This is a genomic window from Streptosporangium sp. DT93 (assembly GCF_049844535.1).
Classification (GTDB): Bacteria; Actinomycetota; Actinomycetes; order Streptosporangiales; family Streptosporangiaceae; genus Streptosporangium.
The window spans coordinates 89,042-106,213 of sequence record NZ_JBNCLF010000022.1 but is presented as its reverse complement, the minus strand read 5'-3'; the positions used below and the strand labels follow the sequence as shown (position 1 = coordinate 106,213).

Here is a 17,172-nt window from a genome sequence, read left to right as displayed (position 1 = left end):
TGAGACGTGAAGTACTCAGGGTTGGCGTGTTTTGAGCAGTACGTCCGGATAGTCCGGTGCGGGGCCGTCCAGCAGTGGGGTCGGGAGGTTTTTCAGGTGCCGGTCGAAGAACGCCAGGGTGTAGGCGTTGAGGATGGTGTGCGCGCGTTGCGCGGGGACCGAGCCAGTGATCCCGAAACGGGACAGCGCCGGTGACCAGGAGGAGACGTCGGTGAAGTCGGCGTGGAACATGCCGGGTACGCGCACGAGGTAGCCGTCCGCGGGCCGTTTGTCGAAGACCGCCCGCATGCTGCTCTGGTGCTGGTCGATGTCGTCGGCGGACCAGCCCTCGCGCCGCATGGTGGCGGCGTCGCGGGTGATCCACATGCTGGGCCGGTCGAGGCCTTGGCGTACCACGGCGGGGGTCATGCGGGTGTCCATCATCAGGCAGGCGCGCAGGCGCGGTTCTGTCCGGCAGGCCTCGCCGGTGACGATGCCGCCCAGTGAGACGCCGAAGGCGCCGATGCGGCGCAGGTCCAGCCGTCCGGTCAGGAGGCCGGCCGGGTCCGCCCGGTCCAGGGCGGTCAGGCGGTCCAGGGTGAAGGTGACATCGCGCGCGAGGTGGGGGACGAGGCCGCCGCCGAGCGAGCGGCCGCCGGGCGCCGGGGTCTGGTCGGCCCGCTCGCCGGCCCGCTCGCCGGCCGGGTCGAGGCTCCGGTCGATCAGGGCCCTGAGCCGGGCTGCGGGCAGCGCGGCGATGCGGTGCCCGTCGGGGAAACGCACCGAGGCGGCGGTGTGGGGATGGTCGACGGCTGCGACGACGTAGCCGTGGGAGACCAGGTGCTCGACCTGGAAGGTGTTTATCTGGCGAAAGCCCATGGCCCCCTCCAGGAAGATCAGCACCGGGTAGCGGGAGTGCTGAGCGGCCACGGGTGCGGAGGTGACGGCGTTCGTCGTCACGTGACGCAGGTGCCCGAAGGTGAAGTCCGGCACCCGCGCCAGTCGCGCCATGGCCACGAGGACGTCCTCGTCCTGGACGTAGGCGGCACGGGGAGCGGACGGCGCGCCGGCGACGGGGTACCAGATCTGCACTATCAGCTCGCGGCGGGCACGCGGATCCGCGGCGAGGACGTCGGGACGCCCGCCGTCGGTCCAGTGGTAGGTCACGGTGCCGATCCGGTGCGGGCCGGTGGGCGGTGCGAAGGAGAACACGGGCAGCAGGATCGCCAGTGCCGTCGAGACGGCCAGCCCCATCGCGGCCAGCACCACGGTGACGGCGGTGGCGAACCGCCGGAGCCGCAGGAGCCGGACCGGGCGGCGCGCCGGTGCCAGGACGCCGAGCAGCCACACCACGGTGATGGCCGCCGCCAGCGCGTAGGCCGGGATCACCTGCCAGCGCGGCCCCTCCAGCAGCGCCTGCGCCACCGCCGCCGCGGGCGCCGCGGGCGCCGCCTGTCGGAGCACGCGCAGCGTGCGCGGGATCAGGATCACCAGGGCGAGGAAGATCAGCAAATCGGTGACCACCAGCACCGCTTCCAGGACCCTCACCTCGCCCGCCCCGCGACGCGACGAAGTGTGACGCGGGCGCCGATCACCGGTTCAGCCCTGCCAGAGGGTGTGATGCGTCCATACCGAGCGCGTCGCCTCGACGAGCGTGCTGGCGCTGAACCAGCAGACGGCCAGCGCGCAGGTGCTCAGAAGGCAGGCGCCGGCCGTCGCGCCCGTCGTGCGAGGTCTGCTCGGCGCCAGCACCCACCACAGCAGGACGACGGCGGCCAGCAGCAGGGTCAGCGAGGCCACGCTCAGCGCGTCCGCCTGGTGGGCGTGCACCACGGCCGTCGCCGACAACTCCTCACCCGTGGTCCTTCCCGTGGCCTTGAACATGTCCAGGAGCGTGGCACCGGCCTGCGCCGCCCAGCCGACCAGGGCCATGTTCACTACGCCGATGGTGACGAAGGGGATGCGCAATCGGCGCCGGGCCTGGGGTCGCCAGGCATAGACGAGGGCCAGCAGGGCGGTCAGCGGGGCGGTGGCGATAACCAGGTGCCCTACGAGGGCGTGGGTGGGCATTGTCAGCCTCGTTTTCTCAGACGGTGTCCGCGCCGGGGCGGGCTTACCGCGTTCGTACGGTGAAAGGGCGGATGGCGCCGTGGGAAGCAGATCGCGCGCGCCGGCACCGGACGGGGGTCTTTTCGGTCACCGGGAGCAGGACGGGGACGGTGGCCCGCCGCCCGGTGGTGGGGACGGCCCTCATCCTTCAACCGATGACACTTAATGTCAATATGGCACGAACTGTCATACAGCGGGTCTGGGTCATGTGCGCGGTAGGCTTGGGCGGTGCCCTTGACCCTTCGCCAGCGCAACCGGCTGGCCGCGATGCACCACATCATCGAGACGGCGATGGACCTGTTCGACGAGCACGGCTACGGCGCGGTCACCGTCGAGCAGGTGGCCGCGACCGCCGGAGTGTCGCCGCGCACCTTCTACCGTTACTTCGGCACCAAGGAGGGCCTGTTCGCCACCGACACCCATGCCGCCGTCGGCCAGGACCTGCTGGAGGAGCAGCTCGACCTGGACGATCTCCCGGGCACGCTTCAGCGGATCGTGGCGAGCGTCTACGCGGCCGCGGCGCCCTCGGGCGAGGCGGCGGCCTACACCCCCTGGCGCGGCATGCGCTACGTGCTGGAGGAGCCGCCGGTACGCGAAGCCGTGTACACCGCCCTGGACGATCTCGCCGAGCGCCTGGTGGCCGCGCTGCGCTCCAAGGGTGTCGCTCCGACGCAGGCGCGCGTCACCGTCCGCGCCTACCTGTTCGGCGTCTACTTCGGGGCCCTGGAGCAGTGGCACCTCGACGGCCGGGTGCGCCCGCTGCCGGACTATGTCCGCGAGGGCTCGGCGGTCCTCGCCCCCGTGCCCACGGACCCGGACTCCTCCCGGCGATCGTGACGGGAGACGGAACGTCTCACCCCGGATGAGGTCGCCGGTCAGGGTTGGCGCTGAACTGGTCGGATGCATCGTGCCCGAGCAGGGCGTGCAGCGACGCCACGCGTTCACCGTCCCATGTGACGTCCGGATCGGGCTCGAGGAAGGTGGTGGCGATGCAGGCCGCCGCCAGGCCGACCAGCGTCCAGTCGGCGTGAGCGCCGGCCGCGGTGGGGTCGGCGCTCACGCGGCGCGTCAGCAGTTCGGGATCCGACAGCGCCATCAGGACCAGCCCGCGCATCGTCGCGCCGGCCAAGGTCGCGATGACGGTGAAGCCGCCTCCGGAACCAGGCCGTAGCCGGTAGCCCATGGCGCCGGCGATCTGCTCCCAGCCGCGCGCCACCCGCTCGACGAACCGTGCCTCGGAGCGGGCCAGTGCGGCTTGGACCTCGTCGCGCAGGTCGCCGTCGGGCAGGCTCAGGAACGTGGCCTGCAGTGCCAGATAGGTGCGCCACTCGGCGGAGTCGTGGATGGCCTCGAAATCGCTGCTCGCGCTGACCCGCAGCATCTCGGTGATGAGACCGTGCCTGCCGTGTGGCGAGGCCAGCTCCTTTGTTCGTCCGGCCACCACCGAGGCGAGCAGTCGCATGGTGTCCTCCTCGGCGATCGCGGCGGCCGGAGCGGCGCCTTGCGCCAGCTCTCGCAGCAGGTCGGCGAAGAACAGGTCCTTGTAGGGCCATCGGCGGTAGACGGCGGTGCGCGACACCCCGGCGTCGCGGATGACCTCCTCGAAGCCGATGTGATCGAGGCCGACGGTGAGTCCGTCCCGGTGCACCATGGCCAGCGCCGCGTCGAGCATCCGCCGCTGGGTCTCCTGATCGTTCAGCCGGGGCCTTCGGCGGCCTGGGCCGCCGGGCACGCGAGGCTCACCCGGCATGGACATCTCACTCTCGACTGAGTACTTTCCGTACATGAGACATGGTATCCCACATTTTTTCTTGGCTTCCGCCGTTCCAGGACGTCCCGCGCGCCCGTGGGATCAGCGTCGATGACGGAGGCCGAGACCTCCCCTCGAAGGTCGCCGACCGCGTTCTTTCTGCTGGTCTTCGCCTTCACCGTGCCCTTTCTGGCACTTGACGCCATGGTCGGGTCGCAGATCCTGCCCGGCATCCCCCTCTCCGGGCTGGCCTTCGTCTGCCCGGTCGTCGCCGCCGTGGTGCTGAGGTACCGCGAGGACGGCGTCGCGGGCGTGCGGGTGCTGCTGGCACGGTCGTTCGACGGCGGCCGGGTCCCGGTGAAGGCCTGGTACATCCCCGCCCTCCTGCTGTATCCCACCGTGGTGACGGCGTCGTTCCTCCTGCTCCGCCTGACGGGAACCGTTCTCCCGGATCCGCGCTTTTCTGCGTCGTTGATACTGTTTCTTTTTCTCGGGTTCTTCGTCGGCGCCCTGTGCGAGGAGCTCGGCTGGTCGGGGTATGCCACGCAGCCCCTGCAGGAACGATGGGGAGCGGTGCGGGCCGGCCTCGTTCTCGGAACGGTCTGGGCGGTGTGGCACTGGGTACCGCTGCTGCAGGTCCAGCGCTCGGTCTCCTGGATCGCCTGGTGGTCGCTCGGTACCGTCGCCGCACGGGTGATCATGATCTGGCTGTTCGACCACATGGGCCGCAGCGTCTTCGCCATGACGCTCTTCCACATGACGCTTAACGTCGCCTGGCAGCTCTTTCCCGTGAACGGATCGCACTTCGACATGCCGCTCGTCGCGGCCCTCATGGCGACCGTCGCCGTGGTCATCGTCTCCGCCGAGGCATTGACCTCGTCGCAGCAAGGCTCACCGCGCCGATCTCATCGCTGCTCTCGCCGTGGCCCGGCAAACAGACCGGTGTCGCTGGAAACCGGCGGCCCGAACGACCCTGATGTCGATCGTTTCAAATAGGTCCTAGTGGGGCCGCGGTACGGACATACGCTCATCAGCATCCTTTTTCCGCGCGGCGGGGAAGGCGTTCGGTGTGGATCGGCCCCGGCGCCGAACCCTGGGAGGTGTACGTCGTCAAGGCCGACGCCGACACCCTGGGCAGGTCCGCGGCCGCCGGCCAGGACCCGGCCGCGTCGTGCGCGTGCGGCCCGGCTGATGAGCAGCCCGGTGAGACGAAGGCCCCGGCCGGCGCCGGCGCGGGCGCCGGTTGCCGCTGAGGAGTCACGGGCGATCGTCCCTTGTCACGGTGGGCCGGATGCCGCCATGATCGGTCGGCCGGGTCTCGTGCGTGTCTCGTCACCGGCGGGGAAGGGCCGCGCGGCCCGCCTCCAGGCGAGCGACCGGCACCCGGTACGGCGAGCAGGAGACGTAGTCCAGGTCCGCGTCGTGGAAGAACCACACGGAGTCGGGGTCGCCGCCGTGCTCGCCGCAGACACCGATCCGCAGCCCGGGACGCGCCCTTCGCCCCTCCTCGACGGCCAGCTCGACCAGGCGGCCGACGCCGCGCCGGTCGATGCTCTCGAACGGCGAGGTCTCGAAGACGCCCAGGCGCAGGTACTGCGGCAGGAACGACGCCTCCACGTCGTCACGGGAGAACCCCCAGGTCATCTGGGTCAGGTCGTTGGTGCCGAAGGAGAAGAAGTCGGCCTGCCCGGCGATGTCACCGGCGGTGAGGGCCGCCCGGGGCACCTCGATCATCGTCCCGATCGGGATCGGCGGCGCGCCGTCGATCCCGGCCAGCACCCGCTCGGACTCGGCGCGGACCAGAGCCAGCTCGCGGACGTCGCCGACCAGCGGGATCATGATCTCCGGTCGTGGGGTCCCGCCCTCGTGGACACGGATGGCGGCGGCCTCGCCGATGGCGCGGACCTGCATGGCGAACAGGCCGGGGATGGCCAGGCCGAGCCGGACACCGCGCAGCCCGAGCATCGGGTTGCTCTCGTGCATCCTGCGTACCGCGGCCAGCAGGGCCCGCTCGCGGTCGGTCGCGGCGCCGAGCAGCTCCTCCAACGGGGGAAGGAACTCGTGCAGGGGCGGATCGATCAGCCGGATGGTCACCGGCAGCCCGTCCATGGCCGCCAGAACGCCGGCGAAGTCGGCCCGCTGCAACGGCAGGAGCTCCTCCAGCACCACCCTGACCTCCCGCTCGCCCTCGGCCAGGATGAGGCGCTCCACCAGGGTGCGCCGCGGGCCCAGGAACATGTGCTCGGTCCGGCACAGCCCGATCCCGGACGCACCAACCTGCGGGCGCGGGCGGCGTCCTCGGCGGTGTCGGCGTTGGCCTGCACGTCCAGCCGACGCAGCGTGTCCGCATGGGCCAGGAGCCTGCCCACAGCCGAGACGAGCGGCCCCGAGCCGGTGTCGAGATCGCCCGCGAGGCCGTCCGCGGGGGCGCTTTCGGGGTCGCCTTCGAGGTGGCGCACGACCGGCGACGGGGCCACGGGCAGCTCGCCCAGGTACACCGTTCCGGTGGTGCCGTCCACGGAGATCATGTCGCCTTCGCGGACGGTCACGGAGCCGGCCCGGAACAGCCGGCCCTCCGGATCGACCTCGATGTCACCGGCACCGCAGACGCAGGTACGGCCCATCCCTCGGGCGACGACGGCCGCGTGCGAGGTCTTGCCGCCGCGGCTGGTCAGGATGCCGCGGGCCGCGAGCATGCCGGGCAGGTCGTCGGGATTGGTCTCGCGCCGCACCAGGATGACCGGGCCGGTGGCCTCGGCGGCACGGCGGGAGTCGAACACCGCCCGGCCCGAGGCGGCCCCGGGAGAGGCGGGTACACCTGAGGCGATCCGCTCGGGGGAGCCCGACAGGTCGAAGCGCGGGAACATGAGCCGGCCGAGCTGGGCGCCGTCGACGCGCCGCAGCGCCTCGTCCAGATCGATGACCCCCTCGTCGACGAGCTGGGCGGCGATGACGAAGGCGGCGGCGGCGGTCCGCTTGCCCACCCGGGTCTGCAACATCCACAGCCTGCCGCCCTCGATGGTGAACTCGATGTCGCACAGGTCGCGGTAGCGGCGCTCCAGCACGTCCATCGCCCGCACCAGCTCGTCGAAACAGCGGCTGTCCAGCCGGGCGAGCTCCTGCAGGGGCAGGGTGTCGCGGATACCGGCCACCACGTCCTCGCCCTGGGCGTCGGGCAGGTAGTCGCCGTAGACGCCGCGCGCGCCGGTCGCGGGATCGCGGGTGAAGGCCACTCCGGTGCCCGATCCGGGGCCGCGGTTGCCGTACACCATGGCCATCACGTTGACGGCGGTGCCCAGGTCGTCGGGAATGTGCTCGGCGCGCCGGTACAGGCGGGCGCGTTCGGTGTTCCAGGAGCGGAAGACTGCCAGCACGGTGCCGGCGAGCTGCTCGGCCGGGTCCTGCGGGAAGCCGGTGCCGGCGTGCGCGCGGAAGATCTCCTTGTAGGTGCCCACCAGCTCGCGCAGGTCGGCGGCGCTCAGCTCCGGATCGCAGGCGACGCCGCGCTCGCGGCGCAACGCCGCCAGCGCGTTCTCGAACGCGGAGTCCGCGATGCCCTCGACGGTCGAGCCGTACATGGAGATGAGCCGGCGGTAGCAGTCCCAGGCGAAGCGTTCGCCGCCGGAGGCGGCCAGCCCGGTGACGGTCGCGTCGGTCAGACCGATGTCCAGGACGGTCTCCATCATGCCGGGCATGGAGAAGCGGCCGCCGGAGCGGACCGACAGCAGCAGCGGGTCGCCGGGGTCGCCGAAAGCGCGGTTCATGGTCTTCTCGATGCGCCGCAGGTGGACGGCCATCTCCTCCTCCAGCTCCGCCGGGGCCACGCCTGTTGCGAGGTAGGAGCGGCAGGCCTCGGTGGTGACGGTGAAGCCGGGCGGGACGGGCAGGCCCAGCCGGGTCATCTCGGCCAGGTTGGCCCCCTTGCCGCCGAGCAGGTCCTTCATGTCCTTGTCGCCGTCGGCGAAGTCGTACACGTAGGTCCGCATCGCGTGTCGCCTCCATTCGGTTCGGGTGGTGCGCGAAGGCGGCCGGGGCGACGGCTCCGGCCGCCGGGTCCGGGTCAGCGCCTGCCGTGGTAGGCGGCGCGCATGAGGTCGCACATGTCGTCGAGCATCGGCATCCGGGGGTTGGCCGGGGCGCACTGGTCCTCGTAGGCGTTGCGGGCCTGCTGGGGGAGCGCGGCCATGAACGCCGCCTCCTCGACGCCGAGGTCGCGGAAGCACGAGGGGATGTCCACGGCCTTCCGGAGCCGTTCCACCGCGGTCGCCAGGGACTCCACACCCTCGGCCGGGGTGGCGGCGGGCAGGCCGAGCGCCTGGGCGATCTCCTGGAACCGCTCGGGGGCCCGGTAGTGCTCGTACTTCGGCCAGCCCGACAGCTTGGCGGGAACCGTCCCGTTGTAGCGGATCACGTGGGGGAGCAGGAGCGCGTTGGTACGGCCGTGCGCCACGTGGAACGTCGCGCCGAGCGTGTGCGACATGGCGTGCACGATGCCGAGGAAGGCGTTGCCGAAGGCCATTCCGGCGATGGTGCCGGCGTTGTGCATGTGCTCCCTGGCGGCCGGGTCGGCGGCGCCGAGCCTCACCGCGCGTTCCAGGTGGGCGAAGACCAGCTTGATCGCGTGCAGCGCCAGGCCGTCGGTGAAGTCGCTGGCGTAGACCGACACGTACGCCTCGATGGCGTGGGTGAGGGCGTCGAAGCCGCTGTCGGCGGTGACCACGGCCGGCAGGTCGGCGGCCAGGACGGGGTCGACGATGGCGACGCTCGGGGTGAGGGCGTAGTCGGCCAGCGGGTACTTCTTGCCGGTCACGGTGTCGGTGATCACCGCGAACGGGGTGACCTCCGCGCCGGTGCCCGACGTCGTCGGCACGCACACCAGCCGCGCCAGCTCGCCCAGCGTCGGGAACGTGAAGGCGCGCTTGCGGATGTCGAAGAACTTCTGCCTCATGTCGTCGAAGACGACCTCGGGGTGCTCGTAGCGCAGCCACATCACCTTGGCCGCGTCCATCGCCGACCCGCCGCCGAGCGCGATGATGGTGTCGGGCCGGAACGCGCGCATCAGCTCGGCGCCCCGGTCGACGGTGGCGACGCTCGGCTCGGGCTCCACGTCGTCGATGATCTGCAGGGCGACCCGCTCCGGACGCCGGCCCAGCACGGTGAGAACGCGGTCGACGTACCCCAGACGGGTCATCGTCGGATCGGTGACGATGGTCACCCGGTGCACGCCGGGCATGTCGGCCAGATAGCGGATCGCGTGCGGCTCGAAGTAGACCTTCGCCGGAACCTTGAACCACTGCAGGTTGTTGGTGCGCCGGCCGATCCGTTTGATGTTGAGCAGGTCGACCGCGGAGACGTTGTGCGAGACCGAGTTGCGGCCGTAACTGCCGCAGCCGAGGGTCAGCGACGGGACGAACGCGTTGTACATGTCGCCGATGCCGCCCTGCGAGGACGGCGCGTTCCAGATGATCCGCACCGCCTTCACCCGCCGGCCGAACTCCTCGGCCAGGTCCTCGTCACGGGTGTGGATCGCGGCGCTGTGTCCCAGCCCGCCGAACTCCACCATCCGCTCGGCCGTCACGATCGCCTCCTCGCGGCTTCCGGCGCGCAGCACCGCCAGGACCGGGCAGAGCTTCTCCCGGGTCAGCGGCTCGGACGGGCCGACCTGCCCGGCCTCGACAAGGATGATCGACGTGCCCTCGGGCACCGTGAACCCGGCCCGCTCGGCGATCCAGCTCGCCGGCCGGCCCACGGCGTCGGCGTTGATCCTCGACTGCGCGCACGACTGGCCCTCGGCCGCCGCGCCGAACAGGAACGCCTCCAGCTTGCGCTTCTCCTCGGCGTCGGCCAGATACGCGTGCAGGACGGCGAACTCGGCGAGCACGTCCTCGTACACCGCGTCGTCGATGATCACGGCCTGCTCCGAGGCGCAGATCATGCCGTTGTCGAAGGACTTGGACAACACGATGTCGTTGACCGCGCGCCGCAGGTCCGCGGTGGCCTCCACGTAGGCGGGAACGTTGCCGGCGCCCACCCCGAGGGCGGGCTTGCCCGCCGAGTACGCCGCCCGCACCATGCCGTTGCCGCCGGTGGCCAGGATCGTCGACACGCCGTCGTGACGCATCAGCGCGCTCGTCGCCGCCAGGGACGGCTGCTCGATCCACTGCACGCAGTGCTCGGGCGCACCGGCCGCGACCGCGGCGTCCCGCACGATCCTGGCCGCGGCCACGCTGCACTCCTGGGCGGCGGGATGGAAGGCGAACACGATCGGATTGCGCGTCTTCAGCGCGATCAAAGCCTTGAAGACGGTGGTCGAGGTCGGGTTGGTGACCGGAGTGACCCCGCAGACGACCCCCACGGGATCGGCGATCTCCACCAGCCCGCTGATGTCGTCACGCGAGATGACGCCGACGGTCTTGAGGCCGGCCATGCTGTTGGTCACGTGCTCGCAGGCGAAGATGTTCTTGACCGCCTTGTCCTCGAACACGCCGCGCCCGGTCTCGGCGACGGCCCGCTCGGCCAGCGCCGCGTGCTCGTCCAGCGCGGCGACGGACGCCTTCTTGACGATCTGGTCGATCCGCTCCTGGTCGAAGGCGGCGTAGTCGTCCAACGCCTTCAGCGCGTTCCCCACCAGTGTGTCGATCATCTCGGTGACGGCGGTCGGGGCGGGTGCGGCCTGGTCGGTCATCTGGATCACCTCGGGCGTCGTGGTCCTGCGGTCTTCTTCAGGATCTCCGTCACGGCTCCGGCGCGCCGGAGCCGAAAGGCACCTGCATTCGGGACCTTGGTCTCCGAAGCCGCGGCCGGGCATCGGACGGTCCGGAGACGGCGAAGGTCCCGGTCAGGGCCGTGCGACGGAAGGTCCTGACCGGGACCGTGAGAGGGCGGTGGTCCGAACGGTTCACCGCGCGTTCCAGGTGTGGTCGTCCTCCTTCCACCGCACCTCGTTGACCACATCGACGACGCCGTTGATGCGGCCCGTCATCCGGGCCGCCAGATCGGCCTCGCTGTGGCGCTCCATGGTGCCGGTCAGGGTGACGACACCGTGGTCGACCTGGACGTGGACCTGCTCGGTGTCCACCCACAGGGAGCGCTCGAGGACCTCCTTGCGGACCTCGTCGGCGATGTCGGAGTCGGGCCGCACGAAGACCCTGATCAGGTCGCGGCGGCTGACGACGCCCGCCAGGCGCCCCTCGTGGTCGACGACGGGAAGCCGCTTGATCCCGTGTTCCTCCATGAGCCTGGCGGCGCCGACCACCGACATCTCCTTGACGACGGTGACCGCGGGGGAGGTCATCAGCTCGGCGGCGACGTCGCCGTGCGCCTTGATCCTCAGGTCACGGCCCTCCTGGCCCAGCCGGTGCCGCAGCCGGGTGCGCAGCGGCGGCTGGTACCCCTCGCGGTAGTACTGCTCCCGGAACTCCTCCTTGGCGAGCAGATCGGCCTCCGAGACGATCCCGATGACGCGGCCCTCCTCGTCCACGACGGGAACGGCGCTCACCGCGTGCTCGATGAGCGTCTCGGCGATGTCCTTGAACGGCGTGTCGGCGGTGACCATCGCCACGTTCCTGGTCATGACGTTCTCTACCTTGGTGCGCATGGCATCTCTCCACCCGTGATGGTCCGGGCCCGCTCGCCCGAGCGGGCCCGTTGGTGTGTCATTTGGTGGTACGGGCCTTGCCGACGGGGACGCGGACACCCGCGCCCTTGCTGTCGTCGAGCTTCACGCTGATCTCCAGCAGGCCCTTGTCGTAGACCGCCGTGATGTCCTTGGGATCGGCTCCCGCGGGCAGGACGATGGAGCGGGTGAGCGCGCCGTAGCGGAACTCGGTGCGGTGCGCGTCCTTGTCCTCGTGGTGCCGTTCGGCGTGGATCGCCAGGACGCCGTCGGTGAGTGTGATCTCCAGGTCCTTGTCGGGGTCGATGCCGGGGAGTTCGGCCAGCAGGACGTACCTGCCGTCCTTGACGTAGTCCTCGAACCGGATCGTGGGGCCGATCGCCGGGCGGAACCCCGCCAGCGGTCCTTCGAGCCAGTCGAAGATCTCCGGAAACAGTCCCTTCGGTTCCCTGCGGACGAGTGTGGTCATCTGCCACCTCCGTGGTCTCCTTGTGTTTCTCCCCTCCATCCCACGCCCGGCCGATAGCCGCATATAGGGCCGGAGGTCCCTGGGGGGCCGCCATTGGTCGCTGTCACCGGCAGGTGCTTCGGGACGGTGCCGGACCATGACGGTCCCGCCCGCTCCTCGCCGATCTCACCGGGACGGATCAGAGGCGTTCGGCCAGGGGCGGCCGGGGTGAGCATCATGACGGACCCACCCGGCCGGAACGGTTTCGGCCGGGTGGGTCCGCACGATCATGAGCCGTTCCAGCGGACGATGACCGCAGGCGCCGGAGACCATGGGAGGTAAAAGCCTGCGAGAGGCTGAAGTGACTCCGGGGAGCGGGAAAGCCTACGGCGGGTGTCAGGTCTCCCGCTCGCCGTGCCAGGACGAGATGCGGCGGCCGGTGATCTGCTCGGCGCGCACCACGATGTAGTGGTCGCGACTGCCCGGCGCCCAGGTGCGCAGGGGGAGTACGGACAGGCGTTCGATCTCGGCCGGTTCGTGTACGGCGCGTGCGGGTCCGACCACGGTGACCGACCAGCCGGTGCGGGCTGTGGGATCGAATTCGTCGGCCTCGAAGGCGACGATCGCGTTGCTGGCCGCTGCGGCAAGCTTGGAGCCGATCCCCGTGCGGATCACGATGTCCTCGCCGTCCAGCACGAAATTGACCGGCTGCACCGCAGGCAGGGCCTGATCGGTGAACACGATGCGCCCGATCGAGGCCGCCGGCAGGAGTGCGACGCACTCCTGCCGGGAGAGGATCTGCAGACCTGCCGAGTCGAGCTTCATACCCTCCAGGCTGCCCTTTCGCCCTGTGAAGACGTTAGGGACGAAGGTCCTCTACATCACCGACGATCTGCCCTCAGCCGTGCCGCCATGGCCGCGACCTGGGTGCGGCGCTGCATGTTGAGCTTGGCCAGCAGGTTGGAGACGTAGTTCTTGACCGTCTTCTCGGCCAGGAACATCCGCTCGCCGATCTGCCGGTTGGTCAGGCCCTCGCCGATCAGCTCCAGGATCTGCCGCTCCTGGTCCGACAGGGCGGCCAGCGGGTCCTGTCTCGCCGACTGGTCGCGCAGTCGCGACAGCATGGAGGCGGTGGTCTGCGGGTCCAGCAGCGACTGCCCGGCGGCCACCGTACGGACCGCGCCGATCAGGTCCGAGCCGTGGATCTGCTTGAGCACGTACCCCGACGCCCCGGCCATGACCGCCTCGAACAACGCGTCGTCGTCGGCGTAGGAGGTCAGCATCAGGCAGGCCAGCCCCGGCAGCCGGGAGCGGACCTCGCGGCACACGTCCACCCCGCTGCCGTCGGGCAGGCGCACGTCCAGCACGGCCACGTCGGGCTTGAGGGCCGGGATGCGGGCGATGGCGGACTCAGCGGTACCGGCCTCGCCGATCACCTCGATGTCGTCCTCGGAGCCCAGCAGCGCGGCCACGCCCCGCCGTACCACCTCGTGATCGTCCACCAGGAAAACGCGAATCATGCTCTGCACGTTAGCCTCCCTTGACGTGGGCCGGTAGGGATCGAAAACTCCGTGTGTCGTGTCGTGTCGTGCCGGCCGCCGACCGAAACCCGGTGCGATGGCACACGATCGATCCGGACGGCATCCCCTCCACGGTATTTCACCGTCAGGTGCCGGCGACTCGTGCGACCGTCCGATCGGCGTCGCTTCGCCTCGCCCGTGGTGACGACGACCTGCTCGCTCTCCCGTTCTGTTGTACGCCGCCGTCGTGGAAGGGACGTGCTCGCCTCCTGCTGATCGCGAAGAGGCCGAAAGTCCCACTGGCGCGGTCCTTACGGCTCTCTGGCGGGGGTCGGGGAGGCGGTGTGATGAGGGTGTCACAAGGACCGCTGAACATCACGGATCGACAGGGAAAGGGGAGCCGTCATGGCCACCACTCATGGATACGACGTTCACATCGGGCCAGCCACGGGCGCCATCCCCGCCCAGCCCGTCCCCGCTGTTCCCACGCAGCCCGTTCCCGCGCAGGCCATCGAGCAGCGGGGCGTCGAGCAGCGGGCGGTCAATCGCCCGGCCGAGCGCGCCTGGGCGATCACCCGGATCGGTCTGGGGTTCATCTTCTTGTGGGCGTTCGTGGACAAGACCTTCGGCCTGGGGTTCGCCACCCCCACCGAGCGGGCCTGGCTCACCGGAGCCAGCCCCACGACCGGCTTCCTCAAGGGCACCGGGGAGAACGCGCTGGGCGGGGTGTTCGGCGCGCTGGCCGGACAGGTATGGGTGGACTGGCTGTTCATGCTCGGCCTGCTGGGCGTGGGCACCGCCCTGATCTTGGGCATCGGCCTGCGCATCGCCGCCGTCGCCGGAGGACTGATGATGGTCCTGATGTGGGCCGCCGAGCTGCCCTTGCAGAACAACCCCGTCCTGGACGATCATCTCATCTACACCGCCGTCCTGGCCGGACTGGCGCTGGCCGGCGCCGGCACCACCTGGGGCCTGGGCGCCTGGTGGGCCACCACCCCCCTGGTGCGCCGCTACCCCATCCTTCGCTGACCACCCCCGCCCCACAGATCAATGACCCGCTCCCACCGCACAGGGAGCGGGTCTTTCCACGTCTCGAACACGAAATCTCCCGATGTCGCACCCGGCATCTCACCACCTCGCGGTCACCCACACGGAGGACGCGGGCAGGTTCCCGGCACCAACTCCCGTTCGGCCCGGCAGGTGAGGACCAAGGTCCCTGTGCGATCGACCGATCATCAAGAAGGCTGGCAGCATGAACAAACTCCAGAAGATCGATGCGTACTGGCGTGCGGCCAACTATCTATCCATTGGCCAGATCTACCTGTTGGACAACCCGTTGCTGACCGAGCCGCTCAAGCCTGAACACATCAAGCCGCGGCTTTTGGGGCACTGGGGGACGACGCCGGGGCTGAACTTCTGTTTCGCGCATCTGAACCGGATCATCGCCGAGCGCGATCAGGACATGATCTACATCGCGGGTCCGGGCCACGGTGGTCCGGCGGCGGTGGCGCATGCCTGGCTGGAGGGCTCCTACACCGAGCGCTACCCGGAGATCTCCCGCGACGCCGAGGGCATGCGGCGGCTGTTTCGGCAGTTCTCCTTCCCCGGCGGCATTCCCAGTCATGTGGCGCCGGAGACGCCCGGTTCGATCCACGAGGGTGGTGAGCTGGGGTATGCGCTGGCGCACGCCTACGGGGCGGCGTTCGACAATCCCGGCCTGGTGGTGGCGTGCGTCATCGGCGACGGTGAGGCCGAGACCGGTCCGCTGGCGGCCAGCTGGCATTCCAACAAGTTCCTCGACCGGGAGCGCGACGGGGTGGTGTTGCCGATCCTGCACCTGAACGGCTACAAGATCGCCAACCCGACGGTGCTGGCCCGCGTCCCCGAGGAGGAGCTGGTCAAGCTCATGGAGGGCTACGGCCACCGTCCGCACATCGTCTCCGGCGACGACCCCGAGACCGTGCATCAGATCATGGCTCAGACACTGGAGACGGTTTTCGACCAGATCGCCGACTACAAGGCCGGGCGCGCCGACCGGCTACCGATGATCATCCTACGTACCCCGAAGGGATGGACCGGGCCGCGCGAGGTCGACGGGGTACAGGTGGAAGGCACCTGGCGCGCCCACCAGGTGCCGCTGGCCGGGATGCGCGACAACCCCGAGCACCTGACGATGCTGGAGGAGTGGATGCGCTCCTACCGTCCCGAGGAGCTCTTCGACGGCGAAGGCCGCCCGGTGGGCGAGGTGCTGGCGACGGTACCGCGCGGGACACGGCGGATGAGCGCCAGCCCGCACGCCAACGGCGGGGAGGTGCTGCGGCCGCTGGTGCTGCCCGACTTCCGCGCCTACGCGGTCGAGACCAAGTCCCCGGCCGCGCACTCCAGCGAACCGACCCGGGTGCTGGGCACGTTCCTGCGCGACATCATCGCCGCCAACCCCGACTCCTTCCGGCTGATGGGCCCCGACGAGACCGCCTCCAACCGCCTGTCGGCGGTGTTCGAGACCACCGACCGCGCCTGGAACGCCGAGCTCCTGGACGGCGACGACCACCTGGGTGCGGGCGGGCGCGTGATGGAGGTCCTGAGCGAGCACCTGTGCCAGGGCTGGCTGGAGGGCTACCTGCTGACCGGCCGCCACGGCCTGTTCAACTGCTACGAGGCGTTCATCCACATCATCGACGCCATGTTCAACCAGCACGCCAAGTGGATGGAGTCCTCCCGCAAGATCCCCTGGCGGCGCCCGGTGGCGTCCTTGAACTACCTGCTCTCCTCCCACGTCTGGCGCCAGGACCACAACGGCTTCTCCCACCAGGACCCCGGTTTCCTGGACGTGGTGATGAACAAGAAGGCCGAGGTGGTGCGCGTCTACCTGCCGCCGGACGCCAACACGCTGCTGTCGACCGCCGACCACTGCCTGCGCTCCCGCGACTACGTCAACGTCATCGTCGCCGGCAAGCAGCCCATCCTGGACCTGTTCACCATGGACGAGGCGATCGCGCACTGCACCCGCGGCCTGGGCATCATGCCGTGGGCCGGCAACGACGCCGGGACCGAGCCCGACGTGGTCATGGCCTGCGCCGGCGACGTGCCCACCCTGGAGACGCTGGCCGCGACCGCGCTGCTGCGCGAGCACCTGCCCGAGCTGAAGGTCCGCGTGGTCAACGTCGTGGACCTGATGCGGCTGCAGCCTCCCACCGAGCACCCGCACGGCATGTCGGACGCGGAGTTCGACACGCTGTTCACGCCCGACAAGCCGGTCATCTTCAACTTCCACGGCTACCCCTGGCTGATCCACCGCCTGACCTACCGCCGCACCGGGCACGCCAACATCCACGTGCGCGGCTACAAGGAGGAGGGCACCACCACCACCCCGTTCGACATGGCCATGCTCAACGACATCGACCGCTTCCACCTGGTGATCGACGTCATCGACCGGGTGCCCGGCCTGGCCGAGCGGGCCGCCTACCTGCGTCAGCACATGATCGACGCCCGCCTCGCGGCGCGGGCGCACACCCGCGCGTTCGGCGAGGACCCCGCCGAGATCCGCGACTGGACCTGGCCCCAGTAAAGAGATCGAAGCTTTCAGTGCCGGTCATGCCTCCGTTCCCCGTTCCCCGCTGGGACGGAGGGGTGACCGGCTTTCGCGAGGGCGAGGCATCGCCGTTATGGTTCGTGCCGGTTCAGGAGGCGCCGTCCTGGGCGAGATCGGGCCGTAGGCCGAGCGAACCCCCTGTCCCACCCCACCGGACAT

General features: G+C 70.2%; 13 protein-coding genes and 1 pseudogene. 5 read left to right on the top strand and 9 right to left on the bottom strand.

Features of this window, described 5'->3' with window-relative positions; genetic code table 11:
• Window positions 1–15: 15 nt before the first annotated feature.
• Window positions 16–1,527: an alpha/beta hydrolase family protein gene (locus tag ACLQ2R_RS33730; RefSeq protein WP_425965462.1), complete on the bottom strand. Its 1,512-nt coding sequence runs from the start codon at window positions 1,525–1,527 to the stop codon at window positions 16–18.
• Between the two features lie 51 nt (window positions 1,528–1,578).
• Window positions 1,579–2,049: a hypothetical protein gene (locus ACLQ2R_RS33725; RefSeq protein ID WP_344887341.1), complete on the bottom strand. Its 471-nt coding sequence runs from the start codon at window positions 2,047–2,049 to the stop codon at window positions 1,579–1,581.
• 267 nt (window positions 2,050–2,316) lie between these two features.
• Here ACLQ2R_RS33725 and ACLQ2R_RS33720 point away from each other — a divergent pair, with 267 nt between their 5' ends.
• Entirely contained in the window at window positions 2,317–2,925 is a 609-nt protein-coding gene (locus ACLQ2R_RS33720; protein ID WP_344887339.1) for a helix-turn-helix domain-containing protein, read from the top strand.
• A gap of 16 nt (window positions 2,926–2,941) precedes the next feature.
• Here ACLQ2R_RS33720 and ACLQ2R_RS33715 read toward each other — a convergent pair whose 3' ends face one another.
• On the bottom strand, window positions 2,942–3,838 hold the full coding sequence (locus ACLQ2R_RS33715; RefSeq protein ID WP_344887337.1) for a TetR/AcrR family transcriptional regulator: 897 nt from the start codon (window positions 3,836–3,838) through the stop codon (window positions 2,942–2,944).
• Between the two features lie 111 nt (window positions 3,839–3,949).
• Between ACLQ2R_RS33715 and ACLQ2R_RS33710 the strand changes: the two genes are divergently transcribed.
• Together ACLQ2R_RS33710 and ACLQ2R_RS33705 are read left to right on the top strand one after the other, a co-directional pair.
• A complete protein-coding gene (locus ACLQ2R_RS33710; RefSeq protein WP_425965461.1) occupies window positions 3,950–4,834 on the top strand; it encodes a CPBP family intramembrane glutamic endopeptidase in 885 nt (294 codons plus the stop codon).
• Window positions 4,835–4,905: 71 nt separating this feature from the next.
• Window positions 4,906–5,091: a hypothetical protein gene (locus ACLQ2R_RS33705; protein WP_425965460.1), complete on the top strand. Its 186-nt coding sequence runs from the start codon at window positions 4,906–4,908 to the stop codon at window positions 5,089–5,091.
• Between the two features lie 79 nt (window positions 5,092–5,170).
• On the opposite strand, the pseudogene ppdK reads toward ACLQ2R_RS33705, so the two are convergent.
• The 6 genes and pseudogenes from ppdK to ACLQ2R_RS33675 all read right to left on the bottom strand — a co-directional run bounded on the left by ppdK (window position 5,171) and on the right by ACLQ2R_RS33675 (window position 13,421).
• Window positions 5,171–7,824: pseudogene (ppdK, locus tag ACLQ2R_RS33700) on the bottom strand (pyruvate, phosphate dikinase).
• A gap of 74 nt (window positions 7,825–7,898) precedes the next feature.
• Window positions 7,899–10,523 carry a bifunctional acetaldehyde-CoA/alcohol dehydrogenase gene (adhE, locus tag ACLQ2R_RS33695; protein WP_425965459.1) on the bottom strand — a complete coding sequence of 875 codons (2,625 nt, stop codon included), beginning with the start codon at window positions 10,521–10,523 and terminating at the stop codon, window positions 7,899–7,901.
• 213 nt (window positions 10,524–10,736) lie between these two features.
• Entirely contained in the window at window positions 10,737–11,435 is a 699-nt protein-coding gene (locus ACLQ2R_RS33690) for a CBS domain-containing protein (protein WP_425965458.1), read from the bottom strand.
• Window positions 11,436–11,493: 58 nt separating this feature from the next.
• Window positions 11,494–11,922 carry an Hsp20/alpha crystallin family protein gene (locus ACLQ2R_RS33685; protein ID WP_425965457.1) on the bottom strand — a complete coding sequence of 143 codons (429 nt, stop codon included), beginning with the start codon at window positions 11,920–11,922 and terminating at the stop codon, window positions 11,494–11,496.
• 375 nt (window positions 11,923–12,297) lie between these two features.
• Complete coding sequence (locus ACLQ2R_RS33680; protein ID WP_425965456.1) at window positions 12,298–12,726, bottom strand: pyridoxamine 5'-phosphate oxidase family protein; 429 nt, start codon at window positions 12,724–12,726, stop codon at window positions 12,298–12,300.
• A 56-nt stretch (window positions 12,727–12,782) separates the two neighbouring features.
• Complete coding sequence (locus tag ACLQ2R_RS33675; protein ID WP_425965455.1) at window positions 12,783–13,421, bottom strand: response regulator; 639 nt, start codon at window positions 13,419–13,421, stop codon at window positions 12,783–12,785.
• A gap of 405 nt (window positions 13,422–13,826) precedes the next feature.
• On the opposite strand from ACLQ2R_RS33675, the gene ACLQ2R_RS33670 reads away from it, so the two are divergent.
• Together ACLQ2R_RS33670 and ACLQ2R_RS33665 are read left to right on the top strand one after the other, a co-directional pair.
• Complete coding sequence (locus ACLQ2R_RS33670) at window positions 13,827–14,450, top strand: hypothetical protein (RefSeq protein WP_425965454.1); 624 nt, start codon at window positions 13,827–13,829, stop codon at window positions 14,448–14,450.
• A 223-nt stretch (window positions 14,451–14,673) separates the two neighbouring features.
• The gene (locus tag ACLQ2R_RS33665) at window positions 14,674–16,989 is read left to right on the top strand and encodes a phosphoketolase family protein (protein WP_425965453.1); all 2,316 of its coding nucleotides are present in this window, start codon (window positions 14,674–14,676) and stop codon (window positions 16,987–16,989) included.
• Window positions 16,990–17,172: the final 183 nt, after the last annotated feature.

What these genes read in the sequence shown, in the direction of transcription:
- adhE (WP_425965459.1), bottom strand. Translation starts at nt 10,523, where the DNA reads ATGACCGACCAGGCCGCACCCGCCCCGACCGCCGTCACCGAGATGATC.
- ACLQ2R_RS33665 (WP_425965453.1), top strand. Translation starts at nt 14,674, where the DNA reads ATGAACAAACTCCAGAAGATCGATGCGTACTGGCGTGCGGCCAACTAT.
- ACLQ2R_RS33690 (WP_425965458.1), bottom strand. Translation starts at nt 11,435, where the DNA reads ATGCGCACCAAGGTAGAGAACGTCATGACCAGGAACGTGGCGATGGTC.
- ACLQ2R_RS33675 (WP_425965455.1), bottom strand. Translation starts at nt 13,421, where the DNA reads ATGATTCGCGTTTTCCTGGTGGACGATCACGAGGTGGTACGGCGGGGC.
- ACLQ2R_RS33715 (WP_344887337.1), bottom strand. Translation starts at nt 3,838, where the DNA reads ATGCCGGGTGAGCCTCGCGTGCCCGGCGGCCCAGGCCGCCGAAGGCCC.
- ACLQ2R_RS33685 (WP_425965457.1), bottom strand. Translation starts at nt 11,922, where the DNA reads ATGACCACACTCGTCCGCAGGGAACCGAAGGGACTGTTTCCGGAGATC.
- ACLQ2R_RS33725 (WP_344887341.1), bottom strand. Translation starts at nt 2,049, where the DNA reads ATGCCCACCCACGCCCTCGTAGGGCACCTGGTTATCGCCACCGCCCCG.
- ACLQ2R_RS33680 (WP_425965456.1), bottom strand. Translation starts at nt 12,726, where the DNA reads ATGAAGCTCGACTCGGCAGGTCTGCAGATCCTCTCCCGGCAGGAGTGC.
- ACLQ2R_RS33670 (WP_425965454.1), top strand. Translation starts at nt 13,827, where the DNA reads ATGGCCACCACTCATGGATACGACGTTCACATCGGGCCAGCCACGGGC.
- ACLQ2R_RS33710 (WP_425965461.1), top strand. Translation starts at nt 3,950, where the DNA reads ATGACGGAGGCCGAGACCTCCCCTCGAAGGTCGCCGACCGCGTTCTTT.